Annotated in this window: 14 protein-coding genes; 11 read left to right on the top strand and 3 right to left on the bottom strand. The window is 39.5% G+C overall.

From position 1 onward, the window contains the following. Window positions 1-176 precede the first annotated feature (176 nt). The 6 genes from POD11_RS10910 (at window position 177) to recJ (ending at window position 6,887) form a co-directional block, all read left to right on the top strand. Window positions 177-974 carry an FprA family A-type flavoprotein gene (locus POD11_RS10910; protein ID WP_262457184.1) on the top strand — a complete coding sequence of 266 codons (798 nt, stop codon included), beginning with the start codon at window positions 177-179 and terminating at the stop codon, window positions 972-974. Window positions 975-1,064: 90 nt separating this feature from the next. Continuing rightward, window positions 1,065-1,430 (top strand): YkgJ family cysteine cluster protein, encoded by a 366-nt coding sequence (locus POD11_RS10905; protein ID WP_025470425.1) that lies wholly within the window; start codon window positions 1,065-1,067, stop codon window positions 1,428-1,430. A gap of 135 nt (window positions 1,431-1,565) precedes the next feature. Continuing rightward, window positions 1,566-3,032: an IMP dehydrogenase gene (guaB, locus tag POD11_RS10900; RefSeq protein ID WP_016142765.1), complete on the top strand. Its 1,467-nt coding sequence runs from the start codon at window positions 1,566-1,568 to the stop codon at window positions 3,030-3,032. A gap of 149 nt (window positions 3,033-3,181) precedes the next feature. Further along, window positions 3,182-4,519, top strand: a complete 1,338-nt coding sequence (glmM, locus tag POD11_RS10895; RefSeq protein WP_262457183.1) for a phosphoglucosamine mutase — start codon at window positions 3,182-3,184, stop codon at window positions 4,517-4,519. Window positions 4,520-4,529: 10 nt separating this feature from the next. Beyond that, the gene (gene pdxH / locus POD11_RS10890; RefSeq protein WP_224992161.1) at window positions 4,530-5,186 is read left to right on the top strand and encodes a pyridoxamine 5'-phosphate oxidase; all 657 of its coding nucleotides are present in this window, start codon (window positions 4,530-4,532) and stop codon (window positions 5,184-5,186) included. After that, window positions 5,187-6,887, top strand: coding sequence for a single-stranded-DNA-specific exonuclease RecJ (gene recJ, locus POD11_RS10885; protein ID WP_262457182.1), 1,701 nt, complete (start codon window positions 5,187-5,189; stop codon window positions 6,885-6,887). Between the two features lie 46 nt (window positions 6,888-6,933). Here recJ and POD11_RS10880 read toward each other — a convergent pair whose 3' ends face one another. Beyond that, a complete protein-coding gene (locus POD11_RS10880; RefSeq protein ID WP_262457181.1) occupies window positions 6,934-7,701 on the bottom strand; it encodes a putative porin in 768 nt (255 codons plus the stop codon). A 335-nt stretch (window positions 7,702-8,036) separates the two neighbouring features. After that, a complete protein-coding gene (locus tag POD11_RS10875) occupies window positions 8,037-8,894 on the bottom strand; it encodes a putative porin (protein WP_262457180.1) in 858 nt (285 codons plus the stop codon). 208 nt (window positions 8,895-9,102) lie between these two features. On the opposite strand from POD11_RS10875, the gene prfB reads away from it, so the two are divergent. The 5 genes from prfB (at window position 9,103) to POD11_RS10850 (ending at window position 13,964) form a co-directional block, all read left to right on the top strand. Further along, window positions 9,103-10,198 (top strand): peptide chain release factor 2 gene (gene prfB, locus POD11_RS10870; protein WP_155237660.1). Its coding sequence is split into 2 segments (ribosomal slippage): window positions 9,103-9,174 and window positions 9,176-10,198, totalling 1,095 coding nucleotides; the frame shifts between segments, so codons are not numbered across the junction. 221 nt (window positions 10,199-10,419) lie between these two features. Further along, on the top strand, window positions 10,420-10,722 hold the full coding sequence (locus POD11_RS10865; RefSeq protein WP_262457179.1) for an ArsR/SmtB family transcription factor: 303 nt from the start codon (window positions 10,420-10,422) through the stop codon (window positions 10,720-10,722). A gap of 28 nt (window positions 10,723-10,750) precedes the next feature. Beyond that, entirely contained in the window at window positions 10,751-11,809 is a 1,059-nt protein-coding gene (locus tag POD11_RS10860) for an alkene reductase (RefSeq protein ID WP_262457178.1), read from the top strand. Window positions 11,810-11,967: 158 nt separating this feature from the next. Then, window positions 11,968-13,260 (top strand): 3-deoxy-D-manno-octulosonic acid transferase, encoded by a 1,293-nt coding sequence (locus POD11_RS10855; RefSeq protein WP_262457177.1) that lies wholly within the window; start codon window positions 11,968-11,970, stop codon window positions 13,258-13,260. Further along, window positions 13,257-13,964: a 16S rRNA (uracil(1498)-N(3))-methyltransferase gene (locus tag POD11_RS10850; protein WP_262457176.1), complete on the top strand. Its 708-nt coding sequence runs from the start codon at window positions 13,257-13,259 to the stop codon at window positions 13,962-13,964. Before POD11_RS10855 ends, POD11_RS10850 begins: the two co-directional genes overlap by 4 nt. On the opposite strand, the gene POD11_RS10845 is transcribed toward POD11_RS10850, so the two are convergent. Further along, a complete protein-coding gene (locus POD11_RS10845) occupies window positions 13,944-14,924 on the bottom strand; it encodes a mechanosensitive ion channel family protein (protein WP_262457175.1) in 981 nt (326 codons plus the stop codon). The two genes, POD11_RS10850 and POD11_RS10845, sit on opposite strands and share 21 nt — an antisense overlap. Between the last annotated feature and the right edge of the window lie 33 nt (window positions 14,925-14,957).

Genomic DNA, 14,957 nt, shown 5'->3' with positions numbered 1-14,957 from the left:
TTTATTGCGAGTTAATTTTAAATAACATTATGATTCATTTCTAAAATAAGAAAATCCAAACCTATTTTAAAATATTATGAGAAAAATCAAATAATTCATTGCAAGCATTACATAATCCCATTATTTTATTATGGATATAAAAATATCTAATATTTAAAGCTTTTTTGGGGAATTGTATGGGGTTTGAAAAAACAACGTCGCAGATATTATTCGATAATGGCGTACATAAATGTATTAGTTTTACCAGTTTGGTCAAAGGGGAAGGTATCCAAGCCAATCAATTTTTAATTATTGACCATGAACGAGCTGCTGTAATCGACCCAGGTGGCGATTTGACCTATGTTCCATTAACAATGGAATTAAATAAATATACACGTTTGAAAAATTTGGACTATGTGATGGCTTCGCATCAGGATCCAGACATTATTACTTCAATGCCGCGTTGGTTAGTCTATACCGATGCTAAAGTCGTGGCGTCAAAATTATGGGCACGATTTTTACCGCATCTAAATTCCTCATTTATGAGTGAGCGTATGAAAGGTAATTGGGAAGACCGTCTTATTGAATTGCCTGACTGTGGCCAAGTGATTCAATTGGGCGAGTCAAAGCTTGTGGTGGTTCCTGCACATTTTCTACATTCGGTGGGTAATTTCCAGTTTTATGATCCAGTCGCTAAAATTTTATTTTCGGGTGATATGGGAGCATCTATCGTTGAGGATGCTAATCAACCTTTAAAAGATTTCGACACGCACATCATGAAAATGAAAGCCTTTCACCAACGTTATATGTGCTCCAATAAAGTTATACGTTTATGGGTCAATATGGTCCGGCAGATGGATATTGAAATGATTGTTCCACAGCATGGCAGCCCGTTTATTGGTAAACAAATGGTTAAGCAATTTTTAGACTGGATTGAAACATTACCTTGTGGTGTTGATTTAATGACGGAACAAATTTTTAGCTGTCCAACATAAAAATGATATTGGATATATTGAGTCTCATTTAAATTTTTTTTAGGATTTTGCGTCACAGAAAAATTTTTGATGACGAGAATTTGAATAAAAATGTTATCTCAAGTTGCGACTCCAGATGAGTGCCTGCGCTGTGGGGCGTGTTGTGCACATTTTCGGGTTTCATTTTATTGGGCTGAGGCTGAGTCAATGGGCGAACATCTAGTTGAACCTTTGACACCTGTCTATTCATGTATGCGTGGAACCAATCAGGCTGAGCCACGATGTCAGGCTTTGACGGGGGAAATTGGTAAAGAGGTGGGTTGTTCTATTTATGCAGTGCGTAGTTCTACCTGTAGAGAAGTGCAGATTGCTGATGAGCAATGTAATAAGGCTCGTTTAGCGCATCAGCTTATTCCTCTTATTCAAGTTAGCCCGGCAGATTCAGAGAATGATCAAGACTATGATCAGGTGAGTTAAATATCAGCTAACTTGATAATAAGTGAGAAATATTTAGAGTAGGTGGATATCTATTGCTGAAAAAGGCAAAGATTATATGAAAATTGCATCGAAATTTGTTTATAATAGCTCACGGAATTTACCAGTGAGATTGTTATGCTGACCATCGTTCAAGAAGCGCTAACCTTCGATGATGTCTTATTACTTCCTGCCTACTCTACTGTTCTCCCAAAAGATGTCTCTTTAAAGACACGTTTAACTCGCGGCATTCATTTAAATATCCCATTAGTTTCAGCAGCAATGGATACAGTGACTGAGTCACGTATGGCGATTGCAATGTCACAAAATGGTGGTATCGGGATTTTGCACAAAAACATGGATATTGCTGCTCAAGCTGCAGAAGTACGCCGTGTTAAGAAATTCGAAGCGGGTATGGTGAAAGATCCTATCACTGTAACGCCTGAAACTACAGTACGTGAACTGATTGCAATTACCAATGCTAATAACATTAGCGGTGTACCTGTTGTGAAAGACGGCAAGGTTGTTGGTATTGTGACAGGCCGTGATACGCGTTTTGAAACTAATTTAGAACAGCCAGTTAGTAACATCATGACAGGTCAAGATCGCTTGGTGACTGTGCGTGAAGGCGAATCTAAAGAAAATATTCAAGCATTATTGCAAAAGCATCGCATTGAAAAAGTCTTGGTCGTTGGCGAAAACAACGAACTTAAAGGCCTAATTACAGTAACTGACTTCCGTAAAGCTGAGAGTTACCCAAACAGTTGTAAAGATGATCTTGGTCGTCTACGTGTTGGTGCTGCGGTAGGTACAGGCGTTGAGACTCCAAGTCGTGTGGAAGCATTAGTTGAAGCTGGTGTAGACGTTATTGTTGTTGATACAGCACACGGTCACTCAGCTGGTGTGATTGAACGCGTACGTTGGGTAAAACAAAACTTCCCTCAAGTACAAGTGATTGGCGGTAATATCGCAACTGGTGATGCTGCATTAGCATTATTAGATGCAGGCGCAGATGCTGTAAAAGTTGGTATTGGTCCTGGTTCTATCTGTACCACACGTATTGTGGCGGGTATTGGTATGCCACAGATTTCTGCGATTGACAGCGTTGCTAATGCACTAAAAGATCAAATTCCTTTAATTGCAGATGGCGGTATCCGCTTCTCTGGCGATATGGCAAAAGCGATCGGTGCGGGTGCAAGTACGATCATGGTGGGTTCACTTCTAGCGGGTACTGAAGAAGCACCTGGCGAGGTTGAGTTTTTCCAAGGTCGTTACTACAAAGCATATCGTGGTATGGGTTCATTAGGCGCAATGGCGGGAGCTACAGGTTCTGCTGACCGTTATTTCCAAGACTCAAAAGCGGGTGCTGAAAAGTTAGTACCAGAAGGTATTGAAGGTCGTGTTCCATATAAAGGCCCAATGGGTAATATCGTTCATCAAATGATGGGTGGTTTACGTTCGTCGATGGGTTATACAGGTTCATCAGTAATTGAAGATCTTCGTCAAAATGCGAAATTTGTGAAAATTACTTCAGCAGGTATGTCTGAGTCACATGTTCACGATGTAACGATTACTAAAGAAGCTCCAAACTATCGTGTTGGTTAGATTTTGGTAACCAAAACAATCAAGAAAGCCGTCATTACACTGACGGCTTTTTGTTTTTGGTGTAAAGTAAATCTGACGAAAAGAAATATGGCGGAATTGCCATATATGAAGTAAGCCACGGTTGAAGTGGCGTAAGAATGAGATAAGCTATGAGTTATTTTGGAACGGATGGTATTCGTGGAAAATTTGGGCAAATGCCTATTACTCCAGAGTTTGCTTTAAAACTCGGTTTTGCTGCAGGGAAGGTATTAAAACGAACGAGTCCGAAAAATAAGCCACTCGTTGTATTAGGAAAAGACACTCGTTTATCTGGTTATATTTTAGAGTCTGCTTTACAGGCAGGTTTGAACGCTGCTGGCGTGTATGTTCATTTACTTGGTCCATTACCAACACCAGCAATTGCACACCTTACCCGTGCTTTACATGCCCATGCAGGTATTGTTATCTCTGCATCGCATAACCCATATTTTGATAATGGTATTAAATTTTTCTCAAGCGAAGGTAAAAAATTACCAGATTCGTTGCAAGAAGAAATTAACCTTGAATTAGAAAAAGATTTATTAATTGAGGATACTGCAAACTTAGGTAAAAGTGTTCGCGTAACTGATGCGAACGGTCGCTATATCGAATTTTGTAAATCTACTTTCCCTTACCACTTTGACTTAAATAATTTAAAGATTGTATTGGACTGTGCTCATGGTGCGGCGTATAGCGTTGGTCCTTCGGTTTTCCGTGAGTTAGGCGCGAAAGTTGTTGCTTTATATAATGAGCCAGATGGTCTAAACATTAATGAAGGTTGTGGCTCAACTCACCCTGAAAAACTACAAAAAGCAGTAGTTGAACATCAAGCAGATTTAGGGATTGCTTTTGATGGCGATGCTGACCGTGTCGTGATGGTCGATAAGTTTGGTAACTTAATTGATGGCGACCATATTTTATATATTTTAGCGACTCAAGCTCAGAAAAAACCAGCAGGTGTTGTTGGTACTGTCATGAGTAATATGGCACTTGAGGTTGCACTTGAAAAAGCGAATGTTGGCTTTGTGCGTGCTAAGGTTGGTGACCGATATGTACTACAAGCTTTAGAAGAAAACGGCTGGGTAACAGGTGGTGAGCCTTCTGGTCATATTCTAACTTTAGACAAGAGCACAACTGGTGATGCGATTATTGCAGCACTTCAAGTTTTAACCGTGATGGTCGAGCAAAATAAGGCTCTTCATGAGTTGGTTCAAGACTTTAAACTATTCCCGCAAATTCTTGTGAATGTACGTTTAGAACAAATGCTTGATCCGTATTCAATTCCGGCATTGGTTGCTGAATTTGATAAAGCAGAAGAACAGCTTAAAGGCCGTGGTCGTATCTTGATTCGTAAATCAGGAACTGAGCCTGTGATTCGTGTCATGGTTGAAGGAGATAACGAGCAAGAAGTGAATGCTTTGGCTGAGCACTTGGCAAATGCGGTTCGTTCACAAGCACAAGTTGCGTAAGGTGCATGACATGAGTGATGTCATTAAAGATTTAAGTGAATTACGCTTAAGTTATGAGCAAGGAGAGTTGCATGAGGGGCAGGTTGAATCTAATCCTCATCAGCAGTTTCTAGGTTGGTTTAACCATGCTTTAGCAGCGAATTTACATGAACCCTATGCAATGTCATTAGCAACAGCAGGCGCGAATGGCAGACCCCATGTTCGAACAGTTTTGTTACGTGGGGCCACAGAAGCTGGGTATGATTTTTATACTAACTATGACAGTCAAAAAGGTATAGATTTGGCAGAAAATCCATATGCCGAATTATTATTTTATTGGCCAAGTCTAGAGCGTCAGGTGAGAGTTGGTGGTCGTGTAGTTAAAATTGCTGAGCAAGAATCTACAGATTATTATCTTAAACGACCACGTGATAGCCAGATTGCAGCACATATCAGTACTCCACAAAGTGGTAAAATTGAAAGCCGAGAGCTGTTACAGCAACGCTTTCAAGACTTACAACAGCAAGTCGAAAGTCGTGAAGTGCTTGATAAGCCAGAGTTCTGGGGAGGCTATCGTTTGCAACCGGATTATTATGAATTCTGGCAGGGAAGACCAAATCGTTTACATGACCGCTTAAGTTATGAAAAAATCGATGGTCAATGGACGCTGCACCGACTGATGCCTTAAATGACAAAAATACAAATCAAACAAAGACCTTTATTAACACGCCCTGAACAGTTTCAGGGCGTGCCTCCGTTTATTGCTGAAATTTTAGCAAGACGTGGAGTGAAATCTGAACAGGAATTAGAGTTAAAACTTAAGAACTTATTAGCTCCACAGCTCAAGGGATTAGAAACCGCTGTGGCATTAATAGACCAAGCCATTGATGAGCAGAAAAAAATTGTTATTGTCGGTGATTATGATGCCGATGGTGCAACCAGCACAGCATTAATGGTATTGGTGCTTCGCGATATGGGAGCACAAGTCGACTATTTGGTTCCAGACCGATTTAAATATGGTTATGGACTTACCCCTGCAATTGCAGAACTTGCATATCAAACATATCAGCCTGACCTATTGATTACTGTTGATAATGGTATTTCCAGTCATACTGGTGTGGATGCAGCGCATGCGCTAGGCATGCAAGTTATTATTACCGATCATCATTTAACGACTAAAGAAACGCCTCTGGCAGAAGCAGTGGTAAATCCTAATCAGTTAGGTTGTGAGTTCCCAAGTAAAGCGCTTGCAGGTGTTGGAGTTGCATTTTATGTGCTGGCCAATTTAGTGAGTTTACGTAGTAAACAAGGTAAAAGTACGAGTAAAGTCACTCAATATTTAGATTTGGTTGCTTTGGGAACTTATGCCGATGTTGCCGTCCTAGATTATAACAACCGCATTTTGGTCGATGCAGGCGTGAAGCGCATTCAGCAACATCAATGCCGAGTTGGAATATTAGCACTGTTAGATATTGCTGGCCGTGAGGCTTCATCTTTACGTGCACAAGATTTAGGTTTTGTTTTAGGTCCGCGTATTAACGCTGCTGGCCGTATGGAAAGCATGCGCATCGGGATCGAATGCTTGTTGGCAGACTCTATGGAAACTGCCTATCCGATCGCGAAACAATTAAATCAATTAAATATTGAGCGGCGTCAAATCGAAGGGGAGATGAAGCAACAAGCCTTATCTGCTTTAGATAGCTTGCAGCTTTCAAAAGAAGATATTCCTCCAGCTCTTGTACTCTTCGAAGAAAATTGGCATCAAGGTGTGATTGGAATTGTAGCAGGGCGTTTAAAAGAACAGTTTCATCGTCCCACTATTGTTTTTGCACCAGATGAAGACGGTATTCATATTAAGGGGTCTGCACGTTCAATTGATGGCGTGCATATTCGAGATACGATTGAACAGGTTGCGGAGCAACATCCAGAATTGGTGAGCCATTTCGGTGGGCATGCAGCAGCGGCTGGTTTAACCATACGTAAAAAAAATTTTGAAGCTTTTAAAACAGCGTTTACCAACTGCATTGCAGAAATGGAAGAATCTTTGTTTCAAGCAACGCTATGGACGGATGGAGAACTCCCTGCTTCTGCCTTACAACTCGATACTTTAGACTGGATAGAACAGCTAGGACCGTGGGGGCAAAAATTCCCTTTTCCGCAATTTGAAGGATATTTTAAAGTTGTTGATTATCGTTGGCTTAAAGAGGCGCATCTCAAACTTAGATTGGCACTAGATCAATATATTTTTGATGCGATTGCTTTTAATGCCGCAGGTAAATTTGAATTTAATCCTATGCAAGATAAAGTTCATTTGGTCTATGAAATAGACCGAAATGCATTTAATGGTAATGTAAATTTGCAATTGCGCATCATACATTTGAACCAATAAAAAAATCCGCTCAATTGAGCGGATTTTTTTATGACTTTAGGCTTGATTAGAAGCGGTATGCTGCACGAACACCATAAGTGTTGTCGTTGTCACCGAAACCAACACGACCTTCAACACTTACTTGCTGATTTAAGAATTTTTTAGCATTGATACCAAATTCATCTTTATCAGTTAAGTCGTTGTTGTAGTAATCTGCACCAACACTTAAAGTTTTGTCGATGTAGTAGTCACCACGAACTTTATATTCGTCTAGGTCACCAAACGCGCCATAAGCTTCTAGATTTACGTCATGTTGACCTACTTGAGTTACGTATTTAGCACGTACTGTTGGATCAGCACCGTCTTTACCGTCTTTTTCGTCGTAACCTTTAACACCTAGAGCAAGTAATAAACCAGGAGCTGGTAAATAACCTACTTCAGCTGTATAAGTCGTTACTTTACGGTCAATATTAGTGTTATCAATTTCACGTTCAGTTCTACCTACATCACCGCTAAGGTAGAAATCTGAGTTAGGAACGTAGTATTCAACACCTACGCCATATTGAGTATCTTTTGTACCGCTATTATCGCCATAATTGATAAGGGCGTTAACGTTACTTGCACGGCTTAAGAAAGCTGCTTCAGCAAGTGGAGCGTTACGAGTTTGAACAGGATTAAAGTAATAAGTCCCGTCAACACCGAATTTACTTACGCTGCTACCGTTGTCTGGATCAAGATAATTGTAAGAACCACCAACTTCAGCTTGGTAAGCGTTTGCTGCGCCACTTACTGCAAGAGCAGATAAAAGAGCTGATGCAATTGCTAGTTTTTTCATGGAATCTCTCCCCTCTAAAAAGCGATTTTATAAATGTTTTGTTACAACTTTAAGTCTAGACGAAAAAGCTTGATCGTCAATCTTGCTCAAGTAACCGTACTGTAACCGTGTGCTATTTATGTAAAGTAATTTAATTTAACTAATTGATTTTAAAATATAAAAACATAATGTTTTATTTTATTAAAATTGAGGATATTTTGTGTAGATCATAAAAAATGCTGTAAAAGTACCCAATTTTGTATGAGGATGTTACCAATTAAACTTAAAATAAAATGAAAAATGCTCAAGGAAAATTTCCTTGAGCATTCATATTTTTAATAGTAAATACTTATGGTTTAGAAACGGAATGTTCCATTAATACCAAAAGAGTCAGCATCATCAACAGTTGTGTAAGTTAAGCCTACTGCTACTTGAGGTGTAAAGAATTTCTGTGCGCGAACACTAAAGATTGTATCTGAATCTTCTGCTGTTGAATCTGCAAAAGATGCTCCAATACTTAAAGTAGGATCAAGATAGAGATCTGCACCTAAACGGTAAGTGGTTTCATCACCAATATAGGTTTGTGCTTCAAAATTAGTATAAAAACCCGAAATTTGAGTAACATACTTGGCGCGTAAAGTTACTGCGGTATCATCATCTTCACCAGTTACGGCTACGGCATTTGAAAGCGAAGTAATGAAGCCATATTTAGCTGCTTGTAGTGGATCAAAACTTTCAGACAAGTCTGTTACACCAGCAGCCAATAACAAACCATCGGTTGGCAAGAAACCAACTTCTACAGCATAGCCGTTACCACTATCATCAACCGAACCAAAACCATTTGCAGTGACTTCAGTTTTTGTACGGTTAAATGCTCCTGATAAATAGAATGAGGTATTTGGAATAAAGTATTCACCCGTAATCCCTAAAGAACTAAATTCGAGTTTTCCAGAGTCTTCGTCATCTTCTAATTTGCTATAGGCATATCCAAGACCAATATTAGAAGCTTTATTTAAAAAAGCAGCTTCAGCTAAAGGGAAAGTTTTTGCTTCTACTGGATTAAAATAATATTTGCCATTAATTCCGAAGCTATTATTTTCTCCTTCATCCATATCTGTAAATTCATACATTGTACCAACTTCAGTTTGATAGGCATTTGCATTGAAAGCACATACAGCTGTGAAGAGTGCAAACAAAAATTTTGATTTTTTCATGGGTAAAACTCTAGAGTAATATATGTTATAAAGTTATTAAGACTTAAGTTATTAATTTTAATGTATTTTTAATATATAAATCAATAATATTCTATTTATTTTCCATCAATAAGATAATAAAAATCAACGTGTTTGAGCCTTTTTGTTTGAGTATGGCAAGCTATGCTAAAATAATTGACTGTTTATCTGCTTTTATGGGAACACTCGCGTGGAAATTAATCCTTATCTAAACCAATTGAAAGACTTAACTGATCGTAGCCAAACACTACGGGGGTATCTTTGACTACGATCTGAAAAAAGAACGTTTAGAAGAAGTTTTACGTGAGTTAGAAGATCCTGCGATCTGGAACGATCAAAGCCGTGCTCAGGCAATGGCGAAAGAAAAGGGCGAACTAGAAAACGTTATTAATGTATTGGATGGCTTATCTACACAGCTTGACGATGCAAAAGCGATGTTGGATTTGGCTGTAGAAGCTGACGATGAGAGCTTGCTTGAGGATGTTCAATCAGAGCTTGGTGCGGCTGAAGATGAACTGGCTAAACTTGAATTCCGTCGTATGTTTAGCAACCCTATGGACCCGAATCCTTGTTATGTAGAGATTCAATCAGGTTCAGGTGGTACCGAAGCACAAGATTGGGCATCTATGCTATTACGTATGTATATGCGCTGGATTGAACGTCATGGCTTTAAAGCAGAACTTATGGAAGTGTCTGATGGCGATGTCGCTGGTATTAAATCAGCAACGATTCGTGTTGAAGGTGAATATGCCTACGGTTGGTTACGCACAGAGTCAGGCGTACACCGTTTAGTCCGTAAATCACCATTTGATAGTGGTAACCGCCGTCATACTTCATTCTCTGCGGTATTTATTTCACCAGAAGTTGATGACAATATTGAAATTGATATTAATCCTTCTGATGTTCGTACTGATACCTACCGTGCATCGGGTGCAGGTGGTCAGCATATTAACAAAACCGACTCTGCTGTACGTTTGACTCACATTCCAACAGGTATTGTGGTGGCGTGTCAGAACCAACGTTCGCAACATGCTAACCGTGACCACGCATGGAAACAGTTACGTGCGCGTTTGTATGAATTAGAAATGCAAAAACGTAATGAAGCGGCTCAAGCTCTAGAAGACTCGAAGTCTGATATTGGTTGGGGAAGCCAAATTCGTTCATATGTATTAGATGATTCTCGTATTAAAGATTTACGCACAGGTGTAGAAAACTCTAATACAGGTGCTGTTCTTGATGGTGACCTTGATCGTTTTATCGAAGCGAGTTTAAAGCAAGGTTTATAAGAGTCTGCTGAACTTTTGGTTTAAATACAGTTCATCTATGAATATGTAGAACTCTTGGATTTTTAGCGATTAAAACGGCAAAGCAGTTCAGTCTTCGAATGTTAATCGAAAAAATACGATATGAATATCGAAAAAAATAGATATGAATATCGGAAAAATGCGATATTATATTTTCGAAATGCTGAACAAAGCTTTGTTCGTTTAAAAGACGTGTTGAGCCTATGGATATTGATGCAATTAGCAAAGCCCTTTCCAATCCTCTTCGCCGGCAAATTTTGCAATGGTTAAAAGAACCTGCACAATATTTACCGATTGAAGAATGTGGTGGTAGTTTTGAGAAGGGTGTTTGCGCAGGTCATATTGAACGCTTGGGTAAAGTAGCTCAGTCTACGATGTCTAATCATTTGTCTGTATTACAACAGGCGGGGCTTATTCAGGTCCAAAAATATGGTCAATGGTCTTATTTTTCACGTAACGAAGCTTTGATTCAGCAATATATCGAACATTTAAAACAAACACTTTAAATTATTAAAAGTGTAAGTCGAGGCGATTATGGCTGAACTCAATACTCCTTTAACGATTGGTGATTTTGAAATCAAGAATCGATTGGTCATGGCTCCATTAACGCGTGCGCGTAGTGGTGAAAGCCGAGTACCGAATGATTTAATGGTTGAATACTATCAACAACGTGCAAATGCTGGTCTAATTTTGACTGAAGCAACAGTAATTGGTTCAAAAACTGTGGGTTATGCAGATACCCCGGGGTTATGGTCAGAAGAGCAAGCACAAGCTTGGAATAAAATTATTGAGGCTGTTCATGCTCAAGATTCTAAAATTGTAGTTCAACTTTGGCATGTAGGCCGTATTTCGCATCCTGAGCTTTTAGATGGTGATATTCCTGTTGCGCCAAGCGCGATTCAACCTGCGGGTGAAGTGAGCCTATTACGCCCTAAACGCCCGTATGTAAAACCGCGTGCGCTTTCATTAGAAGAAGTGAAAGAGGTGGTCGCTCAATATAAACATTCAGCAGAATTAGCTAAAGCAGCTGGTTTTGATGGTGTTGAGTTACACGCTGCAAATGGTTACTTAATTGACCAGTTCCTTCAAAGTAATACCAACCAACGTGATGACGAATACGGTGGTCCTGTTGAAAACCGTGCACGTTTATTATTAGAAGTCGTTGATGCATTTATTGAAGTGTGGGGCGCTGGCCGAGTAGGTGTACATATTGCACCGCGTGGTGATTCACATGATATGGGCGATGAAAACCCGTTAGCAACTTTTGGTTATGTGGTTGAACAGCTTAACCAACGTAATGTAGCTTTCATTTTCTCTCGTGAATATGAAGCTGCTGACAGTATTAGTCCTAAACTCCGCGAAAAATTTAATGGTGTATGGATTGCCAATGAGAACCTAACACCAGATTCAGCAAAACGTATCTTGCGTGAAGGTCAGGCAGATGCTGTATCTTTTGGTAAGGCATATATTGCCAACCCAGATCTTTTACAGCGTTTAGAACAAGGCTTACCATTAAACGAACTTCAACCAACAACTTTATATGCGAAAGGTGCTGAAGGTTATACAGACTATCCAACACTAGAAGCTTCATAAGATTCTTTGAAATGATGTTTTGCTGACTTCGTCCATTTCTGAATTCAGTAAATCGCTTTTCTTGTAATGGTAGAGTTTAGGTATCGAAACTCTGCCATTTTTTCTATCTATGTTATATTTTCCCCAGTCTAAAACTTTGATGATTTGAGGCAAACCGCTTGGCGACCCCTTTTTGGTACAACACCGCACTACATTTATTAAAACCTTTTTACCACTGGCGGATAAAAAAACGTGCAGAAAGCCAGGAATTATATCATCAGGAATGTCTGGAAAGATTTGGGCCGTTTGAAACTCCGAAAAATGTGAGAGCAATTTGGTTCCATGCTGTTTCGGTTGGAGAAACCAATGCTGCACAGCCTTTAATCGAGCATTATCTTAAACTTGGCCAGCCTGTATTAGTGACCAACACAACGAAAACAGGACAGGCACGTGCCAAATCATTATTTTTAAAAGCGCCTTATTTAGATTTATTTCAAGCAGTTTATTTGCCTGTTGACCAAAAACATCTTTTAAAACAATTTTTTGAGTTGTACCAGCCAAAACTTTTAGCATTGGTTGAAACTGAGCTTTGGCCAAATTTAATTGATCAAGCCAAATTACAACAGGTTCCTTGTTTATTATTAAATGCGCGATTATCAGAAAAATCAGCTAAAGGTTATAGTCGCGTTTCAGGTCTAACGGCAGGAATGCTGAAACAAATTGACTGGGTATTGGCACAAGATAATGCAACTCGCCAACGCTATGTCGAGCTTGGCTTAGATCAACAAAAAAGTCAGGTGGTTGGAAATATTAAATTTGATATTCATGCACCCGAAGCTTTTATAAATCAGGCTGAGCAACTACAACAACAATGGTATTTGGGACAGCGTAAAGTCCTGACAATTGCCAGTACACATGCACCCGAAGAACAACAAATTTTAGAAGCGCTTGCACCTTATTTAAAGTCAGATCCAGATTTAGTTTGTATTGTCGTACCTCGACATCCTGAACGTTTCGACGAAGTCTTTGAAATTTCCCAAAACTTAGATTTAGTCACTCATCGTAGAAGTATGAATCATAGTATTCATGCCAGTACACAGGTTTATCTGGCGGATAGCATGGGTGAACTTTGGTTATGGTACGCCTTAAGTCAGGTGTGTTTCGTGGGTGGATCGCTTAATGAACCGGGTGGTGGGCATAATATTTTAGAGCCTATGGTTTTAAATGTGCCGACCGTAATCGGACCTCGTTACTTTAATTTCCAAACGATTGTTGATGAATTCATCGATGAGAATGGGGTGCTCATTGCCCAAGATGCTGAGCAAGTCGTAGCAATCTGGATGGCATGTTTAGCTGAACCTGATCAGACTCAACAAGTGGTTGAGCAGGCGCATAAAGTCTTGCAGCGTAACCAAGGTTCATTACAGAAACATATTGGCGTAATTAATCGGTATTTGGCCGAAAAATCATGAATATCGTTTTGCTAGAACCTGAAGATGTTCAGTCAGAGTTATGGTCAATCCGTTCAAAGCGCCAATTAGAGCATTTACATGAACATCTTGATATTACAGTCGGCCAAAATCTAAAAGTTGGCATTCGTAATGGGGCGCGTTATATCACCGAAATTATGTCGATTAACGAGCAAGAAGTTTGTATACGGCCTATTACTAAAGAAGCTATACCTGCAAAACTTCCAGTTCATTTAATCGTAGCTTTACCAAGGCCCAAAGTTTTACGCCGTTTAATTGTGGACAGTGTGACTTTGGGGGTTGAAAGAATTAGTTTGATTCATAGTTATCGTGTAGATAAAAGCTATTGGCAAACGCCATTTTTACAACAACTCGATAACTATGTAACTTTAGGACTTGAGCAAGCAGGCGATACCATTGTTCCTGAAATTCAACTATACAAACGCTTTAAACCCTTTGTTGAAGATGTTGTACCGAGCTTAATTTCAAAGGAAAGCCCCGCTTATGTGGCTCACCCTTATGCCGAGCAAAGTATGCCATTCAATATTCCACATGCGTGTAGCGTAATCGTGGGACCTGAAGGTGGCTTTATTCCCTATGAAGTTGATTTACTCACAAAAAACGGCTGCCAAGCTGTGAGCTTAGGCAACCGTATTTTAAGAACTGAAACGTCTATTTCTTATATTTTAGGTCGTCTCTTTACTTGATGTTTCTGGGGTTAAAAGTGGCTGGTTTGAAGCCATTTTTAATTCCTGAATTGGGTAAGGAATATTAATGTCGTTGTCATTGAAAGCTTGTTTTACTTGAGCTTGAATTGTACTGATAGATGACGACATATCTGTTTCAGTGGTATCAACCCACCAACGTACAGTCAGGTTAACCGAGAAATCTGCCAAAGCTGTAACGTTAACCGAGAAAGCCGGTTGACTGAGTACATTTCGGTCATTATTAAGAATATCTAAAATGATCTGCTTGGCTTTTTGTTCGTCGTCATCATATCCAATTCCGACTACAAACTCGCAGCGTCGTTGTTGATAAGCTGTATTTACAGTTAATGCACTCGTATAAACAGTGGCATTTGGAATAACGATACGGCGTCCATCTGGTGAGCGTAAGAATGTTGCACGAATTTGAATATCTTCAACAGTTCCTTCAAGTGAATTCACCACGATTGAATCGCCGATACGGAATGGTTCACTTAATAAAATCAAAATACCTGAGAGCAGGTTTTGAAAAATATCTTTAAATGCGAAACCAATTGCAACCGAACCAATCCCAAGTGCACTCATGAGTTGTCCCGGCGTAAACCCTGGAATCATGATGACGAGTGCAATTAAAAATCCAAAAAATAAAATTGTTGTACTACCGACACGGTTTAAAACAAGTACCAGATTTTGGCGCGTGTAAGAGCGATTTTCTAAGGTTTTACGAACAAAGAATTTAAATAATTTGGTGAGTAGCCAAAAAATAACGAAGACGATAATCGCAATACAAATATAAGGCACACGCTCCCAGAAGCTATCCACGATTTTATCAATAGTGGTATAGGCATCATGATACTTTTCAGTATGAGCTAAAACCGTTTGTGTGGTTTTAGTACCTGCTTCTTGCAAAAGTTCGCCTGTATTTTTTGCAACATCCGTTAAGGAGTTTTGTTCATCAGCCACGACAAGTCTCTATTTAAAAAAATGATGAAAGCG

This window comes from Acinetobacter sp. P1(2023), from assembly GCF_028367635.1.
GTDB classification, from domain to species: Bacteria; Pseudomonadota; Gammaproteobacteria; order Pseudomonadales; family Moraxellaceae; genus Acinetobacter; species Acinetobacter pittii_E.
This window is presented reverse-complemented; position numbering and strand designations above follow the sequence as displayed.

Bases quoted from the DNA above. Each gene is read 5' to 3' on its own strand.
- POD11_RS10910 (WP_262457184.1), top strand. From the start codon at position 177: ATGGGGTTTGAAAAAACAACGTCGCAGATATTATTCGATAATGGCGTA.
- POD11_RS10905 (WP_025470425.1), top strand. From the start codon at position 1,065: ATGTTATCTCAAGTTGCGACTCCAGATGAGTGCCTGCGCTGTGGGGCG.
- guaB (WP_016142765.1), top strand. From the start codon at position 1,566: ATGCTGACCATCGTTCAAGAAGCGCTAACCTTCGATGATGTCTTATTA.
- glmM (WP_262457183.1), top strand. From the start codon at position 3,182: ATGAGTTATTTTGGAACGGATGGTATTCGTGGAAAATTTGGGCAAATG.
- pdxH (WP_224992161.1), top strand. From the start codon at position 4,530: ATGAGTGATGTCATTAAAGATTTAAGTGAATTACGCTTAAGTTATGAG.
- recJ (WP_262457182.1), top strand. From the start codon at position 5,187: ATGACAAAAATACAAATCAAACAAAGACCTTTATTAACACGCCCTGAA.
- POD11_RS10880 (WP_262457181.1), bottom strand. From the start codon at position 7,701: ATGAAAAAACTAGCAATTGCATCAGCTCTTTTATCTGCTCTTGCAGTA.
- POD11_RS10875 (WP_262457180.1), bottom strand. From the start codon at position 8,894: ATGAAAAAATCAAAATTTTTGTTTGCACTCTTCACAGCTGTATGTGCT.
- POD11_RS10865 (WP_262457179.1), top strand. From the start codon at position 10,420: ATGGATATTGATGCAATTAGCAAAGCCCTTTCCAATCCTCTTCGCCGG.
- POD11_RS10860 (WP_262457178.1), top strand. From the start codon at position 10,751: ATGGCTGAACTCAATACTCCTTTAACGATTGGTGATTTTGAAATCAAG.
- POD11_RS10850 (WP_262457176.1), top strand. From the start codon at position 13,257: ATGAATATCGTTTTGCTAGAACCTGAAGATGTTCAGTCAGAGTTATGG.